At 61.8% G+C, this 25,633-nt stretch carries 23 protein-coding genes; 17 read left to right on the top strand and 6 right to left on the bottom strand.

Annotated features, from left to right (window positions below; all coding sequences use genetic code 11):
* The first annotated feature begins 172 nt into the window (after positions 1-172).
* The gene (locus ACQ4WZ_RS17890) at positions 173-898 is read left to right on the top strand and encodes an HAD family hydrolase (protein WP_436574126.1); all 726 of its coding nucleotides are present in this window, start codon (positions 173-175) and stop codon (positions 896-898) included.
* A 137-nt stretch (positions 899-1,035) separates the two neighbouring features.
* Positions 1,036-2,052 carry a heat-inducible transcriptional repressor HrcA gene (gene hrcA, locus ACQ4WZ_RS17885; protein WP_101483011.1) on the top strand — a complete coding sequence of 339 codons (1,017 nt, stop codon included), beginning with the start codon at positions 1,036-1,038 and terminating at the stop codon, positions 2,050-2,052.
* Between the two features lie 48 nt (positions 2,053-2,100).
* On the opposite strand, the gene fur is transcribed toward hrcA, so the two are convergent.
* A complete protein-coding gene (fur, locus tag ACQ4WZ_RS17880) occupies positions 2,101-2,532 on the bottom strand; it encodes a ferric iron uptake transcriptional regulator (RefSeq protein WP_071075246.1) in 432 nt (143 codons plus the stop codon).
* A 123-nt stretch (positions 2,533-2,655) separates the two neighbouring features.
* On the opposite strand from fur, the gene ACQ4WZ_RS17875 reads away from it, so the two are divergent.
* Genes ACQ4WZ_RS17875 through ACQ4WZ_RS17865 form a run of 3 tightly spaced genes read left to right on the top strand, consistent with a single transcriptional unit; the run spans position 2,656 to position 4,521 of the window.
* On the top strand, positions 2,656-3,357 hold the full coding sequence (locus ACQ4WZ_RS17875; protein ID WP_306821370.1) for an outer membrane protein assembly factor BamE: 702 nt from the start codon (positions 2,656-2,658) through the stop codon (positions 3,355-3,357).
* A 19-nt stretch (positions 3,358-3,376) separates the two neighbouring features.
* Positions 3,377-4,186, top strand: a complete 810-nt coding sequence (gene dapB, locus ACQ4WZ_RS17870) for a 4-hydroxy-tetrahydrodipicolinate reductase (RefSeq protein WP_101483010.1) — start codon at positions 3,377-3,379, stop codon at positions 4,184-4,186.
* Between the two features lie 8 nt (positions 4,187-4,194).
* Positions 4,195-4,521, top strand: a complete 327-nt coding sequence (locus ACQ4WZ_RS17865; RefSeq protein ID WP_133989168.1) for a barstar family protein — start codon at positions 4,195-4,197, stop codon at positions 4,519-4,521.
* Positions 4,522-4,634: 113 nt separating this feature from the next.
* Here ACQ4WZ_RS17865 and ACQ4WZ_RS17860 read toward each other — a convergent pair whose 3' ends face one another.
* Together ACQ4WZ_RS17860 and ACQ4WZ_RS17855 are read right to left on the bottom strand one after the other, a co-directional pair.
* Complete coding sequence (locus ACQ4WZ_RS17860; protein WP_373918271.1) at positions 4,635-5,885, bottom strand: CaiB/BaiF CoA transferase family protein; 1,251 nt, start codon at positions 5,883-5,885, stop codon at positions 4,635-4,637.
* Positions 5,886-5,893: 8 nt separating this feature from the next.
* Positions 5,894-7,072, bottom strand: a complete 1,179-nt coding sequence (locus ACQ4WZ_RS17855; RefSeq protein WP_034778773.1) for an acyl-CoA dehydrogenase — start codon at positions 7,070-7,072, stop codon at positions 5,894-5,896.
* Between the two features lie 159 nt (positions 7,073-7,231).
* Between ACQ4WZ_RS17855 and ACQ4WZ_RS17850 the strand changes: the two genes are divergently transcribed.
* Positions 7,232-8,137: a LysR substrate-binding domain-containing protein gene (locus ACQ4WZ_RS17850; RefSeq protein ID WP_166674683.1), complete on the top strand. Its 906-nt coding sequence runs from the start codon at positions 7,232-7,234 to the stop codon at positions 8,135-8,137.
* On the opposite strand, the gene ACQ4WZ_RS17845 is transcribed toward ACQ4WZ_RS17850, so the two are convergent.
* Both ACQ4WZ_RS17845 and ACQ4WZ_RS17840 read right to left on the bottom strand, forming a co-directional pair.
* Positions 8,134-8,499: a VOC family protein gene (locus tag ACQ4WZ_RS17845; protein ID WP_101483006.1), complete on the bottom strand. Its 366-nt coding sequence runs from the start codon at positions 8,497-8,499 to the stop codon at positions 8,134-8,136. The genes ACQ4WZ_RS17850 and ACQ4WZ_RS17845 overlap by 4 nt on opposite strands.
* Before the next feature lie 91 nt (positions 8,500-8,590).
* Positions 8,591-9,334, bottom strand: a complete 744-nt coding sequence (locus tag ACQ4WZ_RS17840) for an AraC family transcriptional regulator (RefSeq protein ID WP_436574125.1) — start codon at positions 9,332-9,334, stop codon at positions 8,591-8,593.
* Between the two features lie 190 nt (positions 9,335-9,524).
* Here ACQ4WZ_RS17840 and leuS point away from each other — a divergent pair, with 190 nt between their 5' ends.
* From leuS to ACQ4WZ_RS17785, 11 genes are all read left to right on the top strand, one after another.
* The gene (gene leuS, locus ACQ4WZ_RS17835; protein WP_133989172.1) at positions 9,525-12,164 is read left to right on the top strand and encodes a leucine--tRNA ligase; all 2,640 of its coding nucleotides are present in this window, start codon (positions 9,525-9,527) and stop codon (positions 12,162-12,164) included.
* Positions 12,165-12,166: 2 nt separating this feature from the next.
* Positions 12,167-12,766, top strand: coding sequence for an LPS-assembly lipoprotein LptE (locus tag ACQ4WZ_RS17830; RefSeq protein ID WP_101483004.1), 600 nt, complete (start codon positions 12,167-12,169; stop codon positions 12,764-12,766).
* Positions 12,767-12,776: 10 nt separating this feature from the next.
* Positions 12,777-13,793, top strand: coding sequence for a DNA polymerase III subunit delta (holA, locus tag ACQ4WZ_RS17825; RefSeq protein WP_092802781.1), 1,017 nt, complete (start codon positions 12,777-12,779; stop codon positions 13,791-13,793).
* A 23-nt stretch (positions 13,794-13,816) separates the two neighbouring features.
* Positions 13,817-15,088: a glutamate-5-semialdehyde dehydrogenase gene (locus tag ACQ4WZ_RS17820; RefSeq protein ID WP_101483003.1), complete on the top strand. Its 1,272-nt coding sequence runs from the start codon at positions 13,817-13,819 to the stop codon at positions 15,086-15,088.
* Between the two features lie 69 nt (positions 15,089-15,157).
* Positions 15,158-15,595: a CopD family protein gene (locus tag ACQ4WZ_RS17815; protein WP_101483002.1), complete on the top strand. Its 438-nt coding sequence runs from the start codon at positions 15,158-15,160 to the stop codon at positions 15,593-15,595.
* 10 nt (positions 15,596-15,605) lie between these two features.
* Positions 15,606-16,223 carry a 2-hydroxychromene-2-carboxylate isomerase gene (locus ACQ4WZ_RS17810; protein ID WP_101483001.1) on the top strand — a complete coding sequence of 206 codons (618 nt, stop codon included), beginning with the start codon at positions 15,606-15,608 and terminating at the stop codon, positions 16,221-16,223.
* A 91-nt stretch (positions 16,224-16,314) separates the two neighbouring features.
* Positions 16,315-17,520, top strand: a complete 1,206-nt coding sequence (locus ACQ4WZ_RS17805; RefSeq protein WP_373918266.1) for a THUMP domain-containing class I SAM-dependent RNA methyltransferase — start codon at positions 16,315-16,317, stop codon at positions 17,518-17,520.
* A 74-nt stretch (positions 17,521-17,594) separates the two neighbouring features.
* A complete protein-coding gene (locus tag ACQ4WZ_RS17800) occupies positions 17,595-18,875 on the top strand; it encodes a multidrug effflux MFS transporter (protein ID WP_208327675.1) in 1,281 nt (426 codons plus the stop codon).
* Between the two features lie 203 nt (positions 18,876-19,078).
* The gene (locus tag ACQ4WZ_RS17795; protein ID WP_436574124.1) at positions 19,079-21,232 is read left to right on the top strand and encodes an HDOD domain-containing protein; all 2,154 of its coding nucleotides are present in this window, start codon (positions 19,079-19,081) and stop codon (positions 21,230-21,232) included.
* Between the two features lie 5 nt (positions 21,233-21,237).
* Positions 21,238-23,442, top strand: a complete 2,205-nt coding sequence (locus tag ACQ4WZ_RS17790; protein WP_101482997.1) for an EAL domain-containing response regulator — start codon at positions 21,238-21,240, stop codon at positions 23,440-23,442.
* A gap of 3 nt (positions 23,443-23,445) precedes the next feature.
* Entirely contained in the window at positions 23,446-25,005 is a 1,560-nt protein-coding gene (locus tag ACQ4WZ_RS17785; RefSeq protein ID WP_436574123.1) for an SEL1-like repeat protein, read from the top strand.
* A gap of 59 nt (positions 25,006-25,064) precedes the next feature.
* Here the strand turns inward: ACQ4WZ_RS17785 and rfbC are convergent, their stop codons facing one another.
* Positions 25,065-25,610, bottom strand: a complete 546-nt coding sequence (gene rfbC / locus ACQ4WZ_RS17780; RefSeq protein ID WP_101482995.1) for a dTDP-4-dehydrorhamnose 3,5-epimerase — start codon at positions 25,608-25,610, stop codon at positions 25,065-25,067.
* Positions 25,611-25,633 lie beyond the last annotated feature (23 nt).

The following is a 25,633-nucleotide window of genomic DNA, read 5'->3' as shown; positions in this document are numbered from 1 at the left end:
TAGTCTATCTGGCAAGCCGAATGATCTTGCCTTGTATCACCCTGTAACAATTTTTCGCCGGGAAGCGCCGGCCCGGCCCCATTTTACGGTGGCACCGCCATGTCGGCGGCGCCGATCGGTGCGACAATAGATGTAGCCTGCGCATCGTGGCGCGGCATCCACTGTGAGTCCCATGTCCCTTGCCCCAGTAAAACCCGCCGTGCCGCCCAAGGCCATCCTGTTCGATCTCGACGATACCTTGTGGCCCATCGCGCCCGTGATTGCCGCCGCCGAAACCCTGCTGCACGACTGGCTGGCCACGCATGCGCCCAGGGTGGCGCAGCAGTTTTCCATCGAGGTGCTGCGCCAGCACCGTCTGGCCATGCTCAAGGAGCAACCGCATTTCCATGGCAACCTGATCGAGTTGCGGCGCGCCGGCCTGCTGGCCGCTTTCGAGACCGCTGGCGAGGATGCCGCCCTGGTCGAGCAGGCCATCGTGCACTTCCTGGCCGCGCGCAACCGCGTCCAGCCGTATGACGACGTCTTGCCTGGCCTGGCCTGGATGCGCCAGCGCATGCTGGTCGGCTCCATCTCGAATGGCAATGCGGACCTTGACATTATCGGCCTGGCCCAGCATTTCAAGGTATCCATCGCCGCCAGCGACTTTGGCGTGGCAAAGCCCGATGCCAGCATCTTCCTGGCTGCGTGCGCCGCGCTGCAGGTGGCCCCGCACGAAGCCGTGTATGTGGGGGATGACCTGTATTTCGACGTGACGGGAGCGCAAGGGGCGGGCATGCGTGCCGTCTGGATGAACCGCAAGGGCAGCGACGCCCACCTGGCCGCCGGCGTGCAGCCCGACGCCATCTGCGCCAACTTTGACGAGTTGCTGCTGTGGCTGCAGGGGCAACTGGAAGATTGATCGCCGCCGGACGGGCGAACGTGCATAATAGGAGCTGTCAGGCGCCGGGGATGCGCGTCTGGCCGCTGTTTTTGCTATTTATACTGCTACTTGTCTTGCTACTTATTTAATAGAAAATTTGTCCAACTAATTACACCATGCAACTCGATACACGTGCCCAAACACTGCTGAAAGCCCTGGTCGAGCGCTATATCGCCGACGGCCTGCCGGTCGGTTCGCGCGCCTTGTCGAAAATTTCCGGCCTGGATTTGTCGCCGGCCACGATCCGCAACATCATGGCCGATCTGGAAGAGCTCGGTTATGTGTCCAGCCCCCATACCTCGGCTGGACGTATACCCACGCCACGCGGCTACCGCATCTTTGTCGACACCTTGCTGACTGTCCGGCATCTGGACGAGCACCTGGTGGAGTCGCGCATGCGCCTGCAGACGCCGCAGCCGCAGAAAACCATCGCCAATGCGGCGCAAATGCTGTCGTCGCTGTCGCAGTTTGCCGGCGTCGTGCTCAGTCCGCGCCGGGAATCCGTGTTCCAGCAAATTGAATTCCTGCGCCTGTCCGAAAAGCGCATCCTGCTCGTCATCGTTGCCCCGGGCGGTGACGTGCAGAACCGCTTGCTGCTGACGGAGGCCGACTACACGCCGGCGCAATTGATCCAATCGGCCAATTACATCAACCAGAATTATGGCGGCCTGTCATTCGACGCCGTGCGCGTGCGCCTGCAGGGCGAATTGCGCCAGCTGCGCGACGATATGGGCAGCCTGATGCAGGCGGCCGTGGAAGCGGGCAGCGAAGCGATGGCCGACCATAGCGACGACATGGTGATTTCCGGCGAGCGCAACTTGCTCAGCGTGAGCGATCTGTCATCGAATATGCATTCGCTGCGCCAGATGTTCGACATGTTCGAGCAAAAAACGGGCTTGATGCAGTTGCTCGACGTGTCGAGCAAGGCGACGGGCGTGCAGATTTTCATCGGCGGCGAATCGAACCTGGTGCCGATGGATGAGATGAGCGTGGTGACGGCGCCGTATGAAGTCAACGGCAAGATCGTGGGAACCTTGGGGGTGATAGGACCGACGCGCATGGCGTATGAGCGCGTCATTCCTATCGTCGATATTACGGCTAAATTACTGTCGAGCGCGCTCAGTCATCATTGATGCAGCTCAATGCTGCGCCAGCCGCCCCGTGGGAGCGGCCGGCAAGCGTCAGGCTGTTTTATGCGGGCAAGCCGTCTTGATGCAGTTGCCGTAGATGGCCAAGGCGTGTTCGGCGATCTTGAAGCCGCGCTCTTCAGCCACTTTTTGCTGGCGGATTTCGATGTCTTCGTCGAAGAATTCTTCGACCCGGCCACAGTCGAGGCACACCAGGTGGTCGTGGTGGGAACCTTCGTTGAGTTCGAAAATTGCCTTGCCTGTTTCAAAATGGTTGCGGTTGAGCAAGCCTGCCTGTTCAAACTGCGTCAGGACACGGTAGACAGTTGCCAAGCCGACATCCATATTGTCGGCCAGCAGAATTTTATAGACGTCTTCTGCTGTCAGGTGGCGTACCGGGCTACTCTGGAAGATATCGAGTATCTTCAGGCGTGGCAGGGTGGCTTTCAGGCCGCTTGCCTTGAGATCACTAGGATTGTTACTCATGTTTGTTGCTCGTATGTGGGTCAGGTGCTTTATCATATAGCGTTTTGTCGGGGAGTGCCAAAATATGCATTTTTTGGCAGGCCGGTCACTCCTGGCGTTTTGTTCATCCAATTGAGGTCATTTATGCGCGTAACACCGGCTGTATTGCCATCTCTCTGGCACCGTATTTCATTTCGAGCACCAGTCATGGCAGGCATGGTCTGTGTCGCGCTCGCCATGTCCGGCTGCGCCAGCCGCGGCATCCTTGGCGAAAAGCCGGCAGCCAGCCAAAAAGAAGGCAAGGAAGTGGTCCCCGAACAGGGCGCACAAACGACCACCATTACGCCGCTGCAGAAATTCATGTGGTTTTTCTCGCCGTATCGTCCTGACATTCAACAAGGCAACTTTGTCTCCGAAGAGATGCTGGCCCAGTTGAAAGTGGGCATGACGCGCGAACAAGTGCGTTTCGTTCTCGGCACCTCCCTGCTGACCGATATTTTCCATGCTGACCGTTGGGATTATCCATTCCGACTGGCACGGGGCAGTGGCGAAACCACCAGCAGCCGCGTGGTCGTGTTTTTTGATAAAGAAGGCAAGGTTGCACGTTTCGAAGGCGGCAATCTGCCGACCGAGAAAGAATACATCAACCGTATCGCCGGTCCGTCGCCGTTCGCCAAGGTCGCCAAGGCCGACGTGCCTGCCGCCGCCGTCCCATCGCCCGTGGCGCCGAGCGCCGTGCCGGTGCCGGCCGATGCCGCTCCTGCCATTCCGGTGAGCAAACCTGACGTTGCACCTGCAACGGCGCCTGCCGCCGAGCCTGCACCTGCTGCCGAACCCACCAAATAAGTTGCTGTAAGAGAATAAAATGACTGAACTGAAAATCGCCATCGCTGGCGCCAGTGGCCGCATGGGCCATATCCTGATCGAGGCCGTCAGCAATGCCCCCGACGCTGTGCTCGCTGGCGCGCTCGACCGCGTTGGCTCGCCATCCGTGGGTCAGGACGCCGCCGCCTTCCTGGGCAAGCCTGCCGGCGTGCTGATCGAGTCAAGCCTGGACGCCGGCCTGGCCGGCGCCGATTACCTGATCGACTTTACGCGTCCCGAAGGCACTTTGCAGCATCTGGCGTATTGCGCCGAGCACGGCATTAAGATGATCATCGGCACTACCGGTTTTGATGATGCGGGCAAGGCGGCGATTGCCGCCGCTGCCGAAAAGACGGCCATCATGTTCGCGCCAAACATGAGCGTGGGCGTGAATGTCACCATGAAGTTGCTGGAACTGGCGGCGAAAAGCCTGTCCGAAGGCTACGACATTGAAATCATCGAAGCACATCACCGCTTCAAGGTCGATGCGCCTTCGGGCACGGCCCTGCAAATGGGTGAGGTAGTGGCCGGCGCCCTGGGGCGCGACTTGAAGGAATGCGCCGTGTACGGCCGCGAAGGCGTGACGGGCGAACGCGACCCGTCGACCATCGGTTTTGCCACCATCCGCGGCGGCGATATCGTGGGCGACCATACGGTGCTGTTTGCCGGCATCGGCGAGCGCATCGAGATCAGCCACAAGTCGAGCAGTCGCGTCACCTACGCCCACGGCGCCCTGCGCGCCGCGCGTTTCCTGGCCGACAAGCCGACCGGCCTGTTCGACATGCAGGATGTGCTGTCGCTGAAGAACTGAGGAAGACCATGGCCACTGCCATCCTGAATGGAAAAGACATCTCCGACGAAGCGAGCTTTCACGCGCAATGCGTGCCAGCGTTCGGTTTCCCCGCGTTCTACGGCAACAGCATGGATGCCTGGGTCGATTGCCTCAGCTATCTGCGCGACGACGAAAACATGACGCAGTTCCGCCTGAAGCCAAACGAGGTGCTGGAAATTGTCGTGCAAGACGCGGAGGCAATGAAGGCGCAGGCGCCGGACTTGCTGGAAGAAATCACGTTTTGCATCGCCGGCATCAACGAGCGCTATGAAGACTATGGCGAGAAGCCGGCGCTGAAACTGGTGCTCAAGTGAATAGAATCGTAGGTCGGATTAGGCCCTGCGGGCCGTAATCCGACAACATTGTTGGCTGTGCAAGTCGGATTACGCACAAGCGCTAATCCGACCTACGTCCAGACGACCAACATTTATACCACCTTGCGCTCGCGCAAGCCGTCAATCTCCGCACTCTCCAATCCCAGCCACTGTTGCAATACCTCCTGCGTATGCTGCCCCAGCAACGGCGGCGGCAAGCGGTACTGCACCGGGGAGGCGGACAGGCGCACGGGGTTGGCCACCAGCGCCACCGTGCCCGCCGTCGGATGCGGCATCTCCACTTTCAAGCCACGCGCAAGCACTTGCGGGTCAGCAAAGACCTGGTCGATGCGGTTGACGGGACCGCACGGCACGGCTTGCGCCTCGAAGGCGCTGATCCACTCGGCCGTCGTGCGCATCACGGTGGTCTGGCGCATCAAGGGGATCAAGACCGCCCGGTGCGCCACGCGCTGCGGATTGGTCATGAAACGCTCGTCCTGCGCCCATTCCGGGTGGCCGGCGACGGTGCAGAAGCGGGAAAACTGTCCGTCGTTGCCGATCGCCAAAATCATGTCGCCATCGGCCGTGGGAAAGTCTTGATATGGAACAATGTTTGGATGCGCATTGCCCATGCGCTGGGGTACCTTGCCGCCGCACAGGTAATTGGCTGCCTGGTTGCCCAGCGCCGCCACTTGCACGTCCAGCAAGGCCAGGTCGATATGCTGGCCCAGCCCCGAGCGTTCGCGTTCGGCCAACGCCGCTTGCACGGCGATGGTGGCGTACAGGCCTGTCATGATGTCCGTTTGCGCCACGCCCACTTTTTGCGGCCCGGCGCCCGGCTGGCCATCGGGCACGCCCGTGATGCTCATCAGGCCGCCCATACCCTGGATCAGGAAGTCATAGCCGGCGCGCGCCGCGTATGGTCCATCCTGGCCAAAGCCCGTGATGGAGCAGTACACGAGGCGCGGGTTGAGTGCCAGCAAACTGGCCGCATCGAGGCCATATTGTTTCAAGCCACCCAATTTGAAATTTTCCAGCAAGACATCTGCTTCGGCTGCCAACTGGCGCACCAGCGCCTGGCCTTCAGGGGCGGCCAGGTCGATGCACAGCGAGCGCTTGTTACGGTTGGCGCACTGGAAGTAGGCGGCCTCGGCCGTATCGCGTCCGTCTTCATCTTTCAGGTAGGGCGGTCCCCACGAGCGCGTGTCGTCGCCGCGGCCCGGCTGTTCAACCTTGACCACGTCGGCGCCCAGGTCTGCCAGCAATTGCCCGGCCCACGGGCCGGCCAGCACGCGCGACAGGTCCAGCACGCGCAAACCGGTCAGCGGCGCGGGCCGCAAGGTGGAGGCGAGGGTGGAAGCCAAGGCGTCCATTAGTTGAAGGCGGCGATGCCGGTGATGGCGCGGCCGATGATCAGCGCGTGCACATCGTGCGTACCTTCATAGGTGTTGACCACTTCCAGGTTGACCAGGTGGCGGATGACGCCGAACTCGTCGGAAATGCCGTTGCCGCCCATCATGTCGCGCGCCATGCGGGCAATATCGAGCGCCTTGCCGCAGCTGTTGCGTTTCATGATAGACGTGATTTCCACGGCAGGCGAACCCTCATCCTTCATGCGGCCCAGGCGCAAGCAGCCCTGCAAGCCCATGGTGATTTCCGTCAGCATATCCGCCAGTTTCTTTTGCACCAATTGATTCGCAGCAAGAGGGCGGCCGAATTGCTGGCGGTCCATCGTGTACTGGCGCGCTTTCAGGTAGCAGTCTTCGGCCGCGCCCAGTGCGCCCCAGGCGATGCCGTAGCGGGCGCTGTTCAGGCATGTGAACGGGCCTTTCAAGCCGCGCACGTCGGGGAAGGCATTTTCTTCCGGGCAAAATACTTCATCCATGACGATTTCACCGGTGATGCTGGTGCGCAAGCCGACCTTGCCATGGATTTCCGGCGCCGACAGGCCTTTCCAGCCTTTTTCCAGCACGAAACCGCGGATCGCGCCTTCATCGTCCTTGGCCCAGACGACGAACACATCGGCGATGGGGCTGTTGGTGATCCACATCTTGGCGCCGGACAGGCTGTAGCCACCCGGCACTTTGCGCGCGCGCGTGACCATGCTGCCAGGATCGGAGCCGTGGTTCGGTTCTGTCAGGCCGAAGCAGCCGATGAATTCGCCCGTTGCCAGTTTCGGCAGGTATTTCTGTTTGGTTTCCTCGTTGCCGAAGGCATTGATTGGCACCATCACCAGCGACGATTGCACGCTCATCATCGAGCGGTAGCCCGAATCGACGCGCTCTACTTCGCGCGCGGCCAGGCCGTAGCAGACGTAGTTCAGGCCGGCGCCGCCGTATTCTTCGGGTATCGTCGTGCCCAGCAAGCCCAGTTCGCCCATTTCGCGGAAGATGGCGGCATCCGTGCGGCCATGGCGGAACGATTCGAGCACGCGCGGCACCAGGCTGCCCTGGCAATAGTCGCGGGCCGCTTCCAGCACGGCGCGTTCGTCGCCCGTCAGTTGTTCTTCCAGCAGCAGGGGGGAATTCCAGTCGAATACGGTTTTGCTCATCACAGGCCTCGCAGGTGAGCGCCGGTGATCGGCGCAAGATTGAATATGGCTCATGGTAGGTTCTTGCCTAGCCTTGCGCAAACGATTTTTTTGCACCCAGATATGCTTGTTATGCATATCTTGCGGCATACTGGTATCTTTCACCGGCCAGGAAGCCCCATGTCACGCAAAATTCCGATGCTGCAAGCTTTACATTGTTTCGAGGCCGCTGCCCGCCACCAGAGCTACACGCACGCGGCACGCGAACTGTCGCTGACGCAAAGCGCCGTGTCGCGGCAGATATCGTCCTTGGAAAGTTTTCTCGGTGTGCAACTGTTCCAGCGCACGCGCCATGGCGTACTGCTGACCAGCGCCGGCGCCGCGTATGCGCGCCAGATCGCGGCGCGCCTCGATGGTCTGGAGCGCGACACGCTCGATACCATGGCGCGCCAGGGCGGTGGCGGCGCCTTGCAGCTCGCTTCCGTGCCCACCTTTGCCACACGCTGGCTGATGCCACGGCTGTCCTCGCTGGCGGGACAGCATCCCGACATCGTCGTGCATATCGATGCCTATACGAAACCGTTCATGTTTGCCGATACGGAATACGACGGCGCCCTGTACGCGGGCACGCCAGAGCAGCTGGCACGCTGGCCTGGCACGCGCGCCACCTTGCTCATGCATGAAGAAATCGTGCCCGTCGCCAGTCCCCGTCTGCTGGCGGCGCGCAGCCATTGGCAGCCGCAGGACTTGCTGGAACTGACCTTGTTGCAACAAAGTACGCGTCCGGGCGCCTGGCGCCAGTGGTTTGACGCCATGCAGGTCGAGGGAGAGGGGCGCGATGGGGTGCACTATGGCGCCCGCTACGAACTGTTTTCCATGCTGGCCATGGCGGCCGTGCAAGGGCAAGGTGCAGTCCTGCTGCCGCGCATGCTGGTCGAAGCGGAACTGGCGCGTGGCGAACTGCGCATCGTATGCGAGCGCCCACTACGCGGCCAGCGGGCGTATTACCTGATCACGCCCGAAACGGCGCATGAAAAGACGGCCTTGCAGCAATTCCGCGCATGGCTGCAGGGCGAAGCGGCTTAAGCGACTTTGCCAGTGTCGAAATGGGGATTGTCGATGAGGCCAATCTGGTTGCCAAACGGGTCGAGCAATTCCACCGTGCGGATGCCATCGCCCACGTCCGTGATCGGATGGTGCAGGGTGCCGCCCAGCTTGATAATGCGCTCGACTTCTTGCTCGATGCCGTCCACGCCCCAGTAGGTCACGCTGCCTTGCGTGCCTGGCTCGCCGCCTGGCAGCAGCCCAAGCTCGAAGCCGCCGATGGCAAAACCCACATAAAAAGGCTGGTCGAAATACGGCGTGGTGCCAAATACCTGGCTGTACCAGGCCTTGGCCTTGTCCAGGTCGGGGACGGGATAGGTGACGGTGCGCAAGCCCTTGATCATGTTCTGCTCCTGTTGGTTGACATAGTCGGCGAAATACCTGGCGTCATCATGCCACCGGCGCGCGCCGCGCGATTGGAAAAATGGAAGCTGCTCACGCGCGTCGGCCCGTCAGCCAGGCTTCGGGCGAAGTGTGGGCGAAATCCTGGAAATCGTGGATCAGGTGCGACTGGTCGAAATAACCGAATTGCAAGGCCACTTGCGCCCAGTCTGGCTGCCCCGCCAGGTGTGTCAGCCCCTTGCTGGCGGCGCGAAAACGGCAGATACGGGCAAACAATTTCGGGCTGATGCCGACGTGCTGGCGAAATTGCAGCGCCAGGTGCTGGCGCGACACGCCCAACTGTGCGGCCAGTCCCTCCACGCGTACCTGGCCGGATGCCGCCTCGATGGCCGCGATGGCATGCCCGGCTGCAGTGGCCTGGCGCCGTGGCGGCGCTGTGCGCAGGCGCAGCAGCAGATAATCTTGCAAAATGGAAACTCTTTGCGCGTTGGACAAGGGCTCGCTCCACAGCGCGTCAGCCAGGCGCGCTGCCAGCTCGCGGCCCCACAACTGCTGCAGCCCCGTGCGGCCATCGCTCAGTTCGCACAAGGGCAGCTGGAAGAAGCGTGCCGCCGCGCCCGGCTTGAAGCGGGCCGCCACCGTCTGCACGAGACCGTGGCTGACAACGGCAATCGGCGCCGTCATCATGCCCACGGCAAAGCTGGCATCCTGCTGGTCCTGGCACAGGATGTCGATGCAATTGTCGGGCAAGACCTGGTGTGTCAGGGGCGTCGCGTCCGTCTGCACGCGGCACGTCCAGACACAGTCCAGCCAGGGCCGCAGGGCGGGAATGGGCATATATTCCTGGTAGACGATCATGGCAAGACTTGAAGTAAAGAATAAGATTGTTGCATATATATTTTTGCATATGACATAGCGTAATCGTGCGCCTGCCAAAATTTGCCGGCCCGGGCCGCCAGCGTGCCGCGCTATCAGGCGGCGACAACCAGTATAATGCTCGGTTCATATCCACTATTGGCCGCACATCATGCAAGATAAATATAGTCCCGCCGACGTCGAACAAGCCGCCCAATCGCACTGGAAGGCGATCGACGCCTATAAAGCCGTCGAACACGACCCGCGTTTCCCAAAAGGCAAGTATTTTGCCTGCTCGATGCTGCCTTACCCTTCGGGCAAGCTGCACATGGGTCACGTGCGCAACTATACGATCAATGACGTGATGTACCGCTATCTGCGCATGAACGGCTACAACGTGCTCATGCCGATGGGCTGGGACGCGTTCGGCATGCCGGCGGAAAATGCGGCCATGGCCAACAACGTGCCGCCCGCGCAATGGACGTACTCGAATATCGCTCACATGAAGCAGCAGATGGAATCGATGGGCCTGGCCATTGACTGGTCGCGCGAAATGACCGCCTGCAAGCCCGAATACTACAAGTGGAACCAGTGGATGTTCCTGAAGATGCTGGAAAAAGGCATCATCTACAAGAAGACCGGTACCGTGAACTGGGACCCGATCGACCAGACCGTGCTGGCCAACGAACAAGTGGTCGATGGCCGTGGCTGGCGTTCCGGCGCGCTGATCGAAAAGCGCGAAATCCCCATGTACTACGCGCGCATCACCGATTACGCGGAGGAGTTGCTGGCCTATGTGGACGACAAGCTGCCGGGCTGGCCCGAGCGCGTGCGCATCATGCAGACCAACTGGATCGGCAAGTCGACGGGCGTGCGCTTTGCCTTCCCGCATGAAATCAAGGACGCGAATGGCGCCCTGATCGGCGACGGCAAGCTGTATGTGTTTACCACCCGTCCGGACACCGTCATGGGCGTGACCTTCTGCGCCGTGGCCGCCGAGCACCCGCTGGCCATCCACGCCGCGCAAACCAATCCTGCGCTGGCCGCCTTCAACGCCGAATGCAAACTCGGTTCCGTGATCGAAGCGGACATGGCGACGATGGAGAAGAAGGGCATGCCGACCGGCCTGTTCGTTACGCATCCGTTGACGGGCGCGCAAGTGGAAGTGTGGGTCGGCAACTACGTCCTGATCACCTACGGCGATGGCGCCGTGATGGGCGTGCCGGCACACGACGAACGCGATTTCGGCTTTGCCAAGAAATACAATCTGCCGATCAAGCAAGTGATCGAAGTCAAGGGCCAGGAGTTTTCGACGGACGCCTGGCAGGAATCGTATGGCAGCAAGGATGGCGTCTGCATCGCCTCCGGCAAATATGACGGCCTGCATTTCGCTTCCGCCGTCGATGCGGTGGCCGCCGACCTGGCGGAGCTGGGTCTGGGCGAAAAGAAAACCACGTTCCGCCTGCGCGACTGGGGTATTTCGCGCCAGCGCTACTGGGGCACGCCGATCCCGATGATCCATTGCGCCGATTGCGGCGTGGTGCCGGTGCCGGAAAAAGATCTGCCGGTGGTGCTGCCGGAAGACTGCGTGCCCGATGGCACGGGCAATCCGCTGAACAAATATGAAGCCTTTTTGCAGTGCGACTGTCCGCAGTGCGGCAAGCCGGCGCGCCGCGAGACGGACACCATGGATACCTTCGTCGATTCGTCGTGGTATTACATGCGCTATACCTCGCCAGGCTCGAACGACGCCATGGTCGACGCGCGCAATGATTACTGGATGCCGATGGACCAGTACATCGGCGGCATCGAACACGCCGTCATGCACTTGCTGTACGCTCGCTTCTGGACCAAGATCATGCGCGACTTCGGCCTGGTCAAGTTCGACGAGCCGTTCGTCAATCTGCTGACGCAAGGCATGGTGCTCAACGAAACGTACTTCCGCAAGGATGCCGTGGGCAAGACCACCTGGTTCAACCCGGACGACGTGCGCCTGTCGCTCGATGACAAGGGCCGTCCGCAAAGCGCCATCCTGGTGGCCGATGGCCAGCCGGTGGAAATCGGCGGCACGGAAAAAATGTCGAAGTCGAAGAACAACGGCATCGATCCGCAAGCGCAGATCGAGCAGTACGGCGCCGACACTGCCCGTCTGTTTACCATGTTCGCTTCGCCGCCGGAACAGACGCTGGAGTGGTCGGGCAGCGGCGTCGAAGGCGCGAACCGTTTCTTGCGCCGCGTGTGGAACTTCGGCTACGCCCAGTCGGCCACGATTCAAGCCGCACTGGCTGGCGGCGCCGCACCGGCCACCGGCGACGCGCAGAAAAACCTGCGCCGCGAATTGCACAAGCTGCTGCAGCAAGCCGATTACGACTTGAAGCGCATCCAGTACAACACCGTGGTCTCGGCCTGCATGAAGATGCTCAATACGCTGGAATCGGCCAAGTTGGACGATAGCGCGCAGTCGAAGGCCCTGATCGCCGAAGGCTTCTCCATCTTCCTGCGCCTGCTCAATCCTGTCGCGCCGCACATCACCCACGTGCTGTGGCAAGAGCTGGGTTACGCCGGCGTGCAGGGCGACCTGCTCAACGCGCCGTGGCCGCAAGTCGACCCGCAAGCGCTGGAGCAGTCCGAGATCGAGATGATGATCCAGGTGAATGGCAAGTTGCGCGGCTCGATCACGGTGTCCAAGGATGCTGACAAGGCCAGCATCGAAGCGGCTGCGCTGGCGTGCGAAAGTGTGCAAAAGTACGTCGAGACCACGCCGAAGAAGATCATCGTCGTGCCAGGCAAGTTAATCAGCATCGTGGTGTAATCATGACGACCTCCTCTCAAGTATCGCTGTTGGGCCGCCGCGCCGTGCTGGCGTTGGGCCTGACCGTCCTGCTGTCGGCCTGCGGCTTTCATTTGCGCGGTTCGAACGGCAGTTTCATGCTGCCGTTCGCGACGATGTACATCGGCTTGCCCGAGACATCGCCGCTGGCGATCGGCCTGAAGCGCTATATCCGCGCCATTGGCAGCACGGAGGTGGTCGACACCAAGGATGGCGCCGACGCTGTCCTTGAAGTGCTCACCGACCCGGAGAGGAATCGTACCAAGACCATTTTGTCGCTGAACAAAAATGGCCGCGTACAAGAGTATCAACTTGGCTATTCGATCAATTTCCGCGTCGTGGACAAGGCGGGCAACCAGTTGCTGGCACCGACGACCATCAGCCTGGTGCGTCCGATCACCTTCGACGAGTCGCAGGTACTGGCCAAGGAAACCGAGGAGGCGGCGCTGTACCGCGACATGCGCAACGACCTGGTCCAGCAGATCATGCGCCGCCTGGCCGCCATCAAGCCGGTGCTGCCGGCCATGTCGGTGGCGCCAGTGGCGCCTGTGACTCCGGTCGCGCCGGCAGCCCCGCAGCAGTAACGGGGACGCCATGCAATTGCGGATAGACGCGCTCGACGGGCATGTGGCCAAGCCGCTGGCGCAGCTATATGTGATCACCAGCGACGAGCACTTGCTGGCGCTGGAAGCGGCCGACAAGATCCGCCGCGCAGCGCGCGCGCAGGGTTATTCCGAACGCGACGTGCTGACGGTGGAGCGCAGCTTCAAGTGGGGCGAACTGCTGGCGGCAAACCAGGAGCTTTCGCTGTTTGGCGATAAGAAACTGATCGAACTGCGCATCCCTACCGGCAAGCCGGGCAAGGATGGCGGGGCGGCGTTGCAAAGCTATGCGAAAAACCTCAGCCCCGACAACCTGACGCTGATCACCTTGCCCAAGCTGGACTGGGCCACGCAGAAGGCGGCGTGGGTCGCCAGCCTGCAGCAGGCGGCCGTATATATCGAGATTCCGAATGTGGAGCGGGCACAGTTGCCTGCGTGGATATCCCAGCGCCTGGCCGCGCAGGGACAAAGTGCCGAACGGGCCAGCATCGACTTCATCGCCGAACGGGTGGAGGGCAATTTGCTGGCGGCACACCAGGAAATCCAGAAACTGGGCTTGCTGCATGCAGCGGGCAAGCTGACGTATGAGCAAGTGCAGGACGCGGTGCTGAACGTGGCCCGCTACGATGTCTTCAAGCTGTCCGAAGCCATGCTGGCCGGCGATCCGGCGCGCCTGGTGCGCATGCTCGAAGGCTTGAAAGGCGAGGGTGAGGCGCTGCCGCTGGTTTTGTGGGCCGTCTCCGAGGAAATTCGCACGCTGTTAAAATTGAAGGCCGGGATGGCACAAGGGCGCCCATTGGGCGCGCTGCTGAAGGAATACCGCATCTGGGGACCGCGCGAGCGGATGATGGAACCGGCCCTGCGGCGCATTTCGCTGCCCGTGCTGGAAGCGGCGCTGCAGCAGGCGGCGCAGGTTGACAAGATGATCAAGGGCTTGCGCGCCAAGGGATATGCAGGCGATGCCTGGGATGCCATGCTGCAGCTGGGCCTGAAGATCGCCCGAGGTTAGGTTCTTACACTATGGATACGAGCATGGACATCACAGAATATATGCAGGACGTGGGTACGCGCGCGCGCGTCGCTTCGCGCGCCATGGCGCGTGCCGATAGCGCCACGCGCAACCGCGCCTTGACCCTGATCGCCGCCGCCATCGTGCGCGACGCGGACCTGCTGCGCGCTGCCAACCAGCGCGACCTCGATGCGGCTGCTGCCGCCGGCCTGGCGCCGGCCATGCTTGACCGTCTGACCCTGTCCGACGCCGCCATTGCCACCATGGTCGAAGGCTTGACGCAAATCGTCGCGCTGGCCGACCCGATCGGCGAGATCTCGAACATGAAATTCCGCCCGACAGGCATCCAGGTGGGGCAGATGCGCGTGCCGCTGGGCGTCATCGGCATCATCTATGAAGCGCGCCCGAACGTGACGGTGGACGCCGCCGGCCTGTGCATCAAGAGCGGCAACGCGACGATTTTGCGCGGTGGTTCGGAAGCCATTCATTGCAATCGCGCGCTGGCCAAGCTGGTGGCAGAGGGCTTGCTGGGAGCAGGTCTCCCGGCCGATGCCGTGCAAGTGATCGACACCACCGACCGCGCCGCCGTCGGTGCCCTCATCACCATGCCGCAATACGTGGACGTCATCGTGCCGCGCGGCGGCAAGGGATTGATCGCGCGCCTGATGGAAGAGGCTACCGTGCCGATGATCAAGCACCTCGATGGCATCTGCCACGTCTATATCGACGCCAAGGCCGACATCAGGAAAGCGATCGATATCGGCTTCAATGCGAAGTGTCACCGCTACGGCACCTGCAACACCATGGAAACCCTGCTGGTGTCGCGCGCCGTTGCCGCTACCGTGCTGCCGCAGCTGGCCGAACTGTACCTGACCAAGCAGGTGGAACTGCGTGCCGATCCTGAAAGCCATGCGATCCTGGCCGCCGCTTCCTATCCGCACCTGGTGCCCGCCACCGAAGAAGACTGGCGCACCGAATACCTGGCGGCGATCTTGTCGGTAAAGGTGGTCGACGGCATCGACGAAGCGATGGACCACATCAACCAGTATTCATCGAAGCACACCGAGTCCATCATCACGGAAGATTACAGCGATGCGCTGCGCTTCCTGCGCGAAGTCGATTCCGCCTCGGTGATGGTGAACGCATCGACGCGTTTTGCCGATGGTTTTGAATATGGACTGGGCGCCGAGATAGGTATCTCGAACGACAAGCTGCACGCGCGTGGCCCGGTGGGACTGGAAGGCCTGACATCGCTCAAGTACGTGGTATTTGGCCACGGCGAAGTCCGTAAATAGCCTCTTTCGCGGGTTGCCCACAAGGCGGCCCGTGCTCTCATTTTTCTCCACCTCGACACTGGGAACCCCATGCTCTTTCTCTGGACCAAAGCCTTTCACATCATCTTCGTCATGTCCTGGTTTGCCGGCCTGTTTTATTTGCCGCGTATTTTCGTGAACCTGGCGATGGAGACGGAAACGGTGGCCACCGAGCGACTGTTGCTGATGGCGCGCAAGCTGTATCGCTTCATGTCCCTGCTGGCGCTGCCGGCGATGGTCCTGGGGCTGGCGTTGATGTGGATGCTGTACGGTGGGGGTGAAGGCCGCGTGAAGATACCGGGCTGGATGCACGCCAAGCTGACGTTCGTGGTGCTGCTGCTTGGCTACCACCACGCCTGCGGTTCCATCCTGCGCAAGTTTGAAAAAGGTATCAACAAGCGCAGCCACACCTGGTTCCGCTGGTTTAATGAAGTGCCGGTGGTGATGCTGCTGGCCGTCGTCGTGCTGGTCGTGGTCAAGCCTTTCTAAGGGAATCGAGATGAGTGCAAGCCAGAGCAAAGTCGTGCAGTATTTCTTCGCGCCCCACTCGCCGTGGACCTACCTGGGGCACGCGCGCCTGATGGCCATCGCCGCGAAGACGGGTGCACAGATTGACGTGCGCCCCTTTGACCTGGGCAAGGTCTTCAGTGTTTCGGGCGGCCTGCCGCTGGCCAAGCGCGCGCCGCAGCGCCAGGCGTATCGCCTGGCCGAACTGGCGCGCTGGTCGGCCTTTTTGCAAGTGCCACTGACCTTGCAGCCAAAGTTCTTCCCCGTGTCGCCGGAAGCATCGGCCAAGCTGATCATCGCCACGCGCCTGGCGCACGGCGTGGAGGCGTCGCTGAATCTGGCCCACGCCATCATGCGCGGCCTGTGGGCTGAAGAGCGCAACATCGGCGACGAGGAAACCCTGGTGCAGATCGCGCTTGATGCCGGCTTCGATGGCCGCCAGTTGCTGAAGACGTCGGAAACGGCCAGCGTGCAGGCCGAATATGATGCCAATACGGAAGCGGCCACCGCCGCCAGCGTCTTCGGTTCGCCGTGGTACATCGTCGATGGCGAAGGGTACTGGGGCCAGGACCGCCTCGATTTTGTCGAGCGGGCGCTGGCAGTAAAGTAGTTAGTACCGGGGTCAGACCCGTCGGGTCTGACCCCAGATTTCATTTGCTTTTAAGTAAAATTGTTTTTAACGGATAAAAGGTATCCTAATTATGGCTTCATATTTTTGCCCATGCCCGCGCGGCATGGAAGCGGCGCTGGCCGAGGAACTGGGCGAGATCGCCCAGGATAGTTCGACCATGAAGGTCCATAATCAGGTACCAGGCGGCGTACACTGCTCGGGCGACCTGTTGGACTCCTACCGCATCAACCTGCATTCGCGCATCGCTTCGCGCGTGCTGATGCGCATGGCCCATTCCGGCTACAAGACGGAAAACGATATTTATGATCTGACCCTGGCGCAATCCTGGGAAGACTGGTTCGGCGTGCACCACACGATTCGCGTCGACGTCACGGCGGTGAAATCTCCGCTGCGCAGCCTGGAATTTACCACCTTGAAAATCAAGGATGCGATCTGCGACCGCTTCCGCGACCAGTTCAACGAGCGTCCATCAGTCAACACCAAGACGCCGGACATGCGCATCGTCGGCTTCCTTGACGCACACACGTTTACCGTCTACCTCGATACTTCGGGCGAAGCCCTGTTCAAGCGCGGCTGGCGTGAAGAGACGGGCGACGCGCCGTTGCGCGAAAACCTGGCCGCCGGCCTGCTGCGCGTATCGGGCTGGAAGCCGGGCATGGTGCTGTTCGACCCGATGTGCGGCTCCGGCACCATCCTGGCCGAAGCGGCGCAGATGCTGCAAGGCATTCCGCCGGGTGCTACGCGCCAGTTCGCCTTTGAGAACTTCCATGACTTCGATCCGGCGCCATGGAATGCCATGAAAAACGCCATCAAGGTCAATCCGCTTCCAGCGGAACCGACCATTTTCGGCAGCGACATTTCGGGCGACATGGTGGCTATGACGCGCCATAATCTGCGTTGCGCCGGCGTGCGCTTCGACGTGCCCTTGAAACAGATCGAGGCGCAGGAAGTCAAGCCGCCTAGCGATGTGCCAGGCATCATGCTGACCAATCCGCCGTACGGCGAACGTATCGGTGTGCGCGGCGACAGCACCATCCCGGAAGATGAATTGTCGACCTCCTTCTATTCGGCCATGGGCACGACCCTGAAGCAGCGCTTCGCCGGCTGGACCGTGTTCCTGTTCACGGCCGACCTGGGCTTGCCCAAGCTGTTGCGTTTGAAGGAAGCGCGCAAGACGCCATTCTTCAACGGCGCGCTGGAATGCCGTTTGTTCCGTTTCGACATGGTGGCGGGATACAATCGCCGCGAAGAAGCCAAACCCAAACCACAGCAGTAAGCGTTCACAGCAAGACACCCGCAGTAACCCCGCGCGCGGACCGTAACCGGTCCGCGCGCTACTTTGGATCCGCCATGTTTCCCACCCCTCCTGCCGATGTGCCGCCCGACCCGGTTACGCCCGTTCCGCCTCCCACCCCGAGCCACATGGCACCGCTGAGCCGCGGTGCACTGGCCATGATGCTGGCCGGCCTGTCGATGCTGGGTCCCCTGTCGATCGACACGTATCTGCCCGCCTTTGGCGCGATCCAGGGTTCGCTGCAGGCGTCGCCGCTGGAAGTGCAGCAGTCGCTGACGTTCTACATGCTGGCCTTTGCCGGCATGGTGCTGTGGCATGGGGCTATCTCGGATACCTTCGGCCGGCGCAATGTCATCCTTGTGTCGCTGCTGATGTTTGCCATCGGCTCGCTCGGTTGCGCTTCGGCGCACACGGTGCACTATCTGTGGTTCTTCCGCATCATGCAGGGCGTCTCGGCCGGCGCCGGCGTGGTGATCAGCCGCGCCATTATCCGCGACCTGTATTCCGATGCGGCGGCCGCGCGGTTGCTGTCGCTGGTGACGATGATCTTTTCCATCGCCCCGGCCGTGGCGCCGATTCTTGGCGGCTGGATCGTCATCTGGTTCGACTGGCGCTCGATTTTCCTGTTCCTCGCCTTTTACACGGTGATCCTGCTGGCGTTCTGCTACTGGCGCTTGCCTGAAACCTTGCCGATGGAAAAGCGCCAGCCCTTCAATCCCCGTTTCCTGGCATCGAGCTATGGCCAGATCCTGCGCTCGCCCCTGTTCCACATCAAGGCCGGCATCGTCGCCCTCAATTTCGCTGGCCTGTTCCTGTTCATCACGGCCGCACCGGAAATGCTGCCCAAACAGCTGCACCTGGGGCCGTCGCAGTTCGGCTGGCTCTTCATCCCGTGCGTGAGCGGGATTTTCATGGGCGCCCTGGCGGCCAACCGCATCGCCGGCAAGGTCACGTTCGCGCGCCAGATCGGCATCGGCTTTGCCTTCCTGCTGTGCGCTGCCAGCGTCAATGTCATATACCACCTGTTCCTGCCGCCCTCGTTGCCCTGGTCGGTGCTGCCCCTGTTCTTCTACACCTTCGGCATGTCGCTGGTGGGGCCGGGCGCGACCCTGCTGGCGCTGGACCTGTTCCCGCATATCCGCGGCACGGTCGCTTCGTGCCAGTCGTTCGCCAGCACCTTGCTCGGCGCCGTGGTAGCCGGCGTGATTTCGCCCCTGCTGTCCGGCTCCGTGCTGTGGCTGGCCTCGGGCCAGCTGGCATTTACGGCCCTGGCGTTGGCGCTGTGGCTAATCTCGCGGCGCTTCCGCCACCGTTTGCTGGGTTCCTTCAAGGCATAAGTTTCCATGGCGGAACGCTGGATTTATTTCAACTTAATTTTCTATATTGCAAGTAATATCCGATGCTTATGATAAGATGACTTTTTACCCGGCATCCTCTCAGGCAGTTTATTTTTGGGTTACAGGAGTGGAGGATTCCTCTGAACGTGGCCGCGCTTTGCAGCTGAGCGCTCATCCTTTTCGAACCGGCAATGCCTGATACGATGCATCAATCTGATCAAGATATTCGCAATCGCCTGCTGATTGCCCGCCTGCCGGCCATGCCGCAGATTCTCATCAAGCTGATCGCCCACCTGCAGGCCGACGATGCAGGCATGCCTGAGCTGGCCGCCCTGATCGCCAAGGATGCGGGCATGACCAGCAAGATCCTCGGCGTGGCCAACAGCTCGGCCTACCATCGCCAGGGCAAGGTCGTCAGCCTGGAACAGTCGCTCGTGTCGCTGGGCACGGACATGATCAAGACCCTGGTCATCAGCGAATCCGTGTTCCAGACCTTCAGCAGCTTTCCCCATTCCGGCAGCACAGATTTGCGCGCCTTCTGGAAAAGCTCGCTGTCGGCCGCCGTCATGGCGCGCGCGCTGGCCAAGGCCATGGCCTATCCGCACGTCGAGGAAGCGTACCTTGCGGGATTGCTGCACAACGTGGGCCGCCTGGCCTTGCTGGCCACGGCGCCGAAGGAATACGCATTCAATTTCATGGCGCGCGACGATGCCGCCCTGTGCGCGGTGGAGCAGCGCACCTTGCAGATCACGCATGCCGAAGCGGGCGCCTGGCTGATCGAGCGCTGGCATCTCGATTCCTTCCTGGCCGACAGTGTACTGTATCACCATGAACCGCTGGCGCGCCTGGAGGCCAGTCATCCTTTGATCCGCATCGTGCGCCTGGCGCACCTGCTGTGCTGCCATGCCGACGATGCGGAATCGATTGCGCAGGCGGCCCAGTTATGCGCGCTGGAACTGGAGGTACTGGAAAACCTGGCCGGCGGCGTTGCGCGCCAGGTGGAGCAGACCGCACAACACCTGGGCATCGACCTGGCCGGCGCGGACGATATCGCCACTCCGCCCGCGTATGCTCCGCCACCCGTCGATCCGGTGCAGCAGCGCCTGTCCGACGAAGTGCGCAACATGGTGCTGGTCTCCGAAGTGGGCCAGACCTTTGCACGGCAGCAGGGCGAGAGCAGCCTGCTCGAAGCCATCACGCGCTCGGCGCGCATCCTGTTCGACTTTGAAACCGCCGTCATCCTGCTGCAAAACCCCACCGGCCATGCGCTGGTGGGCGTGGCGGCGGGTGAACATCAGCAGCGTCTGGCCGGCTTCTCGATCCCGCTGGCCAAGGGCGGTCCGCTGGCCGCTTCGGCGCTGGAGTCCCAGTTGGCCTTTTTAAAGCGCGACATGCCGGCGCTGGGCATCGTCGAGGAGCAGCTATTTCGCATTCTCGGTACCGACAGCCTGGTCTGCGTGCCTTTGGCGTCGGGCCAGCGCAGCCTTGGTGTCCTCATTGGCGGCGTGGCGGCGTGGCGGATTCCCGCCTTCCAGAAGCGCGAGGGTTTCCTGCGCGCGTATGCCAACCAGGCCGCCACGGCGCTGGAAACGGCCATCAGCGCGCGCGGCCTGGCACGGCGCCAGCTCGATCACGTGGCCGAAGAATACCGTGCCGCGTCGCGTCGCGTCGTGCATGAAGTGAATAACCCGCTGTCCATCATCAAGAACTACTTGAGCGTGCTCGATCACAAGCTGGAGAAACAGGAGCAGGTCAGCGGCGAGATGGCTATCCTGAACGAAGAAATCGACCGGGTCGGGCAGTTGATCGGCGGCCTGGCAGATCTGCAGCCGACGGTAGCGGGCGGCGTCACAGATTGCGCGCGCGTGGTCGACGATGTGCTGCGATTGTTCCGTGCCACGGACTTCCTGCCGCCCAAGATCGAGGTGGTCACGCGCATGCAGGACGCGCCATGCGAGGTGGAGGCCGATGCCGACATGCTCAAGCAAATCCTGCTCAACCTGCTGAAAAACGCCGTCGAAGCCCTGCCCAATGGCGGGCGCATCGAAGTGGCGAATCGTGGCCACGTCAACCGCGACCGTCGCCTGTACCTGGAACTGTGCGTCAGCGACAATGGCGCCGGCCTGGCGCCGGAGGTGCTGGCCAATCTGTTTTCCCCTGTGCGCAGCAGCAAGGAAGGGGCGCATCACGGCCTGGGCCTGTCCATCGTGCATGACCTGGTCACGCGCCTGCATGGCGTGATCGGTTGCCGCAGCAGCAAGTCCGGCACGTCGTTTGAAATTCTACTGCCCATTCCCTTGCCGACTAGCGCGTCAGCCGCGCTGCCCGCACCCGACAATACTGCCTTGTCTTCGTAACGTCCATGACCTCATCCGCCATTCCATTTGATCTGGAAAACAGCCCGCGCATCCTGCTGGTCGATGACGAGCCCCGCCTGCTCGCTTCCCTCCACGAATTGCTGAAGGATCGTGGCTACCAGCTGTACACGGCCACCTGCGGCAGCGAGGCGCTGGCGCAGCTGTCGAAACTGCGCTTCGACCTGATCCTGCTCGATTTGCGCCTGCCCGACATGAGCGGCCATGAAATCATGGACCACATCAACCGGCGCGGCATCGAGGGTGACGTGATCGTCATGAGCGGCGACGTCGGCATCGAGGCGGCCATCGGCGCCCTGAAACGTGGCGCCTACGATTATCTGCGCAAGCCCTATAGCCGCGAGGAGCTGCTCAAGACGGTAGAGAACGCGCTGCAAAAGCGCAAGCTGGCGCTGGAGAACGAGCGCATCGCGCTGCAGCTGGAAAACTCGGAAAAGATGTACCGCTACCTGGTCGACAGCTCGCCCGACATCATCTATACCCTGAACCATGAAGGCCGCATCACCTTCATCAACGACAGGGTGCACCAGTTGCTGGGCTTTAGCCGGGAAGAGCTGATCGGCAGCCATTACTCGATTCTCGTGCATGATGAAGACCAGGAGCGGGCGCGCTATGCTTTCAATGAACGCCGCCTCGACGAGCGCGCTTCGCGCAATGTGGAACTGCGCCTGAAATGCCATAGCGGCAGCGGCAGCGACCGAACCTTCAGCAACACGCTGATGACGATCCCGCTCAATTCGATCGGCATGCACAGCCTCGATCACGAGGCCAGGAAGCAGGAGTACTTCGGCACCTATGGCGTGGCGCGCGACATCACCGACCGCAAACGGGCCGAGGAAGTCATCTCCTACCAGGCCTACCACGACATTTTGACGGATCTGCCGAACCGCATGCTGTTCAAGGATCGCCTGGGGCTGGCCGTGATCCAGGCGCGGCGCAAGCTGACGGAACTGGCCGTGATGTTCATTGATCTGGATCGCTTCAAGCTGGTCAACGACACGCTGGGTCACGTGAAGGGCGACGAGCTGCTGCAACAGGTGGCGCTGCGCCTGAAGGATTGCCTGCGCCGCGGCGATACCCTGGCGCGCCAGGGCGGCGATGAATTCACCATCGTGCTGCCGGAACTGCGCGACCGCCAGGATGCACGCCTGATCGCCGACAAATTCCTCGAATGCCTGCACCAGCCCTTCGACCTCGATGGCAACCAGGTGCATATTTCGGCGTCCATCGGCATCGCCATCTATCCGGGTGACGGCGAGACCATCGACGAGCTGCTGCGCCATGCCGACATCGCCATGTACCAGGTCAAGGCGTTGGGCAAGAACGGTCACAGTTTTTATCACGAGTCCATGCTCGATGTGTCGCACCAGAAGATCGCGCTCGAGCAGAGCCTGCGCAAGGCGCTGGAGCTGAACCAGCTGGAGATGTATTACCAGCCGCAGGTGGATGTGATGACGGGCCGCATCGTTGGCGCCGAAGGCCTGATGCGCTGGAACCACCCGCAACGGGGCTTGCTGACTGCCGGCGAATTCCTGCCGTTTGCCGAGGAAAACGGCTTGATGCTGCCGATCTCGGACTGGATGCTGGGCGCCCTGTGCCGCGATCTGGTGCAGTGGAATGCGGCCGGCGGCGAAGCTGTGCGTCTGTCGCTGAATCTGTCGCCGCAATACCTGGACCGGGGTGACTTTTTTGAGAAGATGCGCGGCGCGCTGACGCGCTATGGCATCGCGCCGGAAAAGATCGAAGTGGAAATCACGGAAAACATCTGCATCCGCAACCCGCAGTATGCGATCGAGCAATTGAACAAGCTGTGCCAGCTGGGCGTGTCTGTCGCCATCGACGATTTCGGCACTGGCTATTCCTCGCTGTCGTATCTGCATCGCTTCCCCATCCACACCATCAAGATCGACCAGTCGTTTGTGAAGGAAATCCACGACGAGCACGGACACTATCCCGTCATCCTGGCCATCATTTCGATTGCGCGCGGACTGGGCCTGCACCTGATCGCCGAGGGCGTGGAAACGGAAGGGCAGGCGCGCTACCTGCAGGACAAGGGGTGCACCACGATGCAGGGCTATCTGTATCACCGCCCCATTTCGCTGGGCAATTTCATCGGCGTGCTGCAGGAGCAGAATCGCCTGATCGCCGATGCCGCACCGGGTGCTCCGCAGCCGCTGGCCATCGAGGCCTGATCCATGCCGCCTGCAGCTCCCCGTTACACGGCCGACTACCTGCGCCTGAAAGGACTGGCCGAGAAGGGCAATGCGAATGCCCAGCACAGCCTGGGTTTCATGTATTTCAACGGCCAGGGTATCGAGCAAAGCTATGCGCTGGCATTGCACTGGTATGGCATGGCTGCCGCGCAGGGACTCGAGCACGCGCAATACAACCTGGGCGTGATGTGCCAGAAGGGACAGGGCGTGGCGCAGGATTTTGCGCAGGCCGCGCACTGGTACCAGCAGGCAGCCGAGCAGGGTTACGCGGCGGCGCAGTACAACCTGGGCTGGCTGTATGCCAAGGGCCAGGGACTCGCCCAAGACAGCGGGCTAGCCATGCTGTGGTTTAGCCGCGCGGCCGAGCAGGGCGACGCGGGAGCACAAAACAATCTGGGCATGATGTATGACAATGGCAAGGGCGTGCCGCAGGATTTCGTGCAAGCCATCGCCTGGTATCGCAAGGCGGCCGAACAGGGCTATGCGCGCGCCCAGTTCAACCTGGGCCTGCGCTACGACAATGGCCAGGGCGTGCGGCAGGACCGCCAGCAGGCGACGGCCTGGATGCGCAAGGCGGCCGAACAAGGCTATGCGCCGGCCCAGTTCAACCTGGCGCTACGCTATGAAAACGGCGACGTGCTGCCGCAGGACAGCGGGAAGGCGATCAGCTGGTACCGGCGCGCCGCCGAGCAGGGCCACGCCAGTTCGCAGTTCAATCTGGGCCTGATCTACGACAATGGTCAGGGCGTGCCCTGCGATAAGCAGGCGGCACTCGACTGGTATGTCAAGGCGGCTGGGCAGGGGCATGCGGCGGCCCAGCATAACCTGGGCCTGCACCATGAACATGGCGCGCAGGACTACATCCGGGCGCAGGTGTTCTACCGCCAGGCGGCCGGGCAGGGCTTTCCCGCCGCGCAGTACCAGCTGGGACTGCTGCATGAGCATGGACAGGGCATGCCCGTCGATATGCAGGAAGCCATCTTCTGGTACCGCAAGGCGGCCGACCAGGGGCATGTGCGGGCGCAGTTCGACCTGGGCCTGCGCTACGAACATGGCCAGGGCGTACCGCAGGATTTGTCGCTGGCGCTGGAGTGGTACCGCCGTGCCGCCGAGCAGGATTACGCGCCGGCGCAATACATGCAGGGCGTCTTGCATGACCGCGACGATGGCCCGGCGCCAGACAGCCAGCTGGCCTGCGCCTGTTATTGCCGCGCCGCCGCGCAGGGCCATAGCCTGGCCCAGTTTGCGCTGGGCCTGCGGCACGATAATGGCCAGGATGTGCCGCAGGATTATGCCGCCGCCTGGGATTGGTACGCGCTGGCCGCGCGCCAGGGCCATGCACGGGCGCAAATGAATCTGGGCTTGATGGCGGCCAGCGGCCAGGGTGGCCCGCTTGATTTGCAGCAGGCGTATATCTGGCTGTCGATGGCCGCGGCGGCCGGTGTGGCCGGTGCGGAAAAATCCTTGCGCCAGACAGCGGCGCGTATGCGCGAGACAGATCTGGCGCGGGTGCGCGAACACTTGGCGGCGATAGCCGGCTAGGTGATGCACTGGCACGGTGCGATTGACACCTCGAATGCGGGGCGTCTGTATTGCGGTGCTCAGGCGAAGAGGTCGGCGTTGGCCAGCAATGTTGCGGCTTTGTCTTTGCCCGACAATAGCGGTTCGCCGTCCAGCGGCCAGTCGATGCCGATTGCCGGATCATTCCACAGCAGGCTACGCTCAAATTCCGGCGCCCAGTAATCGGTGGTTTTGTACAGGAATTCAGCGTTGTCGCTGGTTACCAAGAAGCCGTGGGCGAAACCTTCGGGAATCCATAGCTGGCGTTTGTTGGCGGCCGACAGCACGACGCCGACCCAGCGACCGAAGGTTGGCGAGCTTTTACGCAGGTCAACGACGACGTCGAATACTGCGCCGGCGGTGACGCGTACCAGTTTGCCTTGTGGCTGCTGGATCTGATAATGCAGGCCGCGCAATACACCCTTGGCGGACTTGGAGTGGTTATCCTGCACGAAGGGGCGTGTAACGCCGGTCAGTTCGGCAAAGCGCTTCTGGTTAAAGCTCTCATAGAAAAAGCCGCGGTCGTCTCCGAACACGGTCGGTTCGAGTATCAATACTTCAGGAATGGCTGTGGTCTGGATTTGCATGGTATTTCGGTATCGTATGAACT

Origin of the sequence: Janthinobacterium darwini (genome assembly GCF_051380905.1) — a bacterium.
Classification (GTDB): Bacteria; Pseudomonadota; Gammaproteobacteria; order Burkholderiales; family Burkholderiaceae_D; genus Janthinobacterium.
This window is presented reverse-complemented; position numbering and strand designations above follow the sequence as displayed.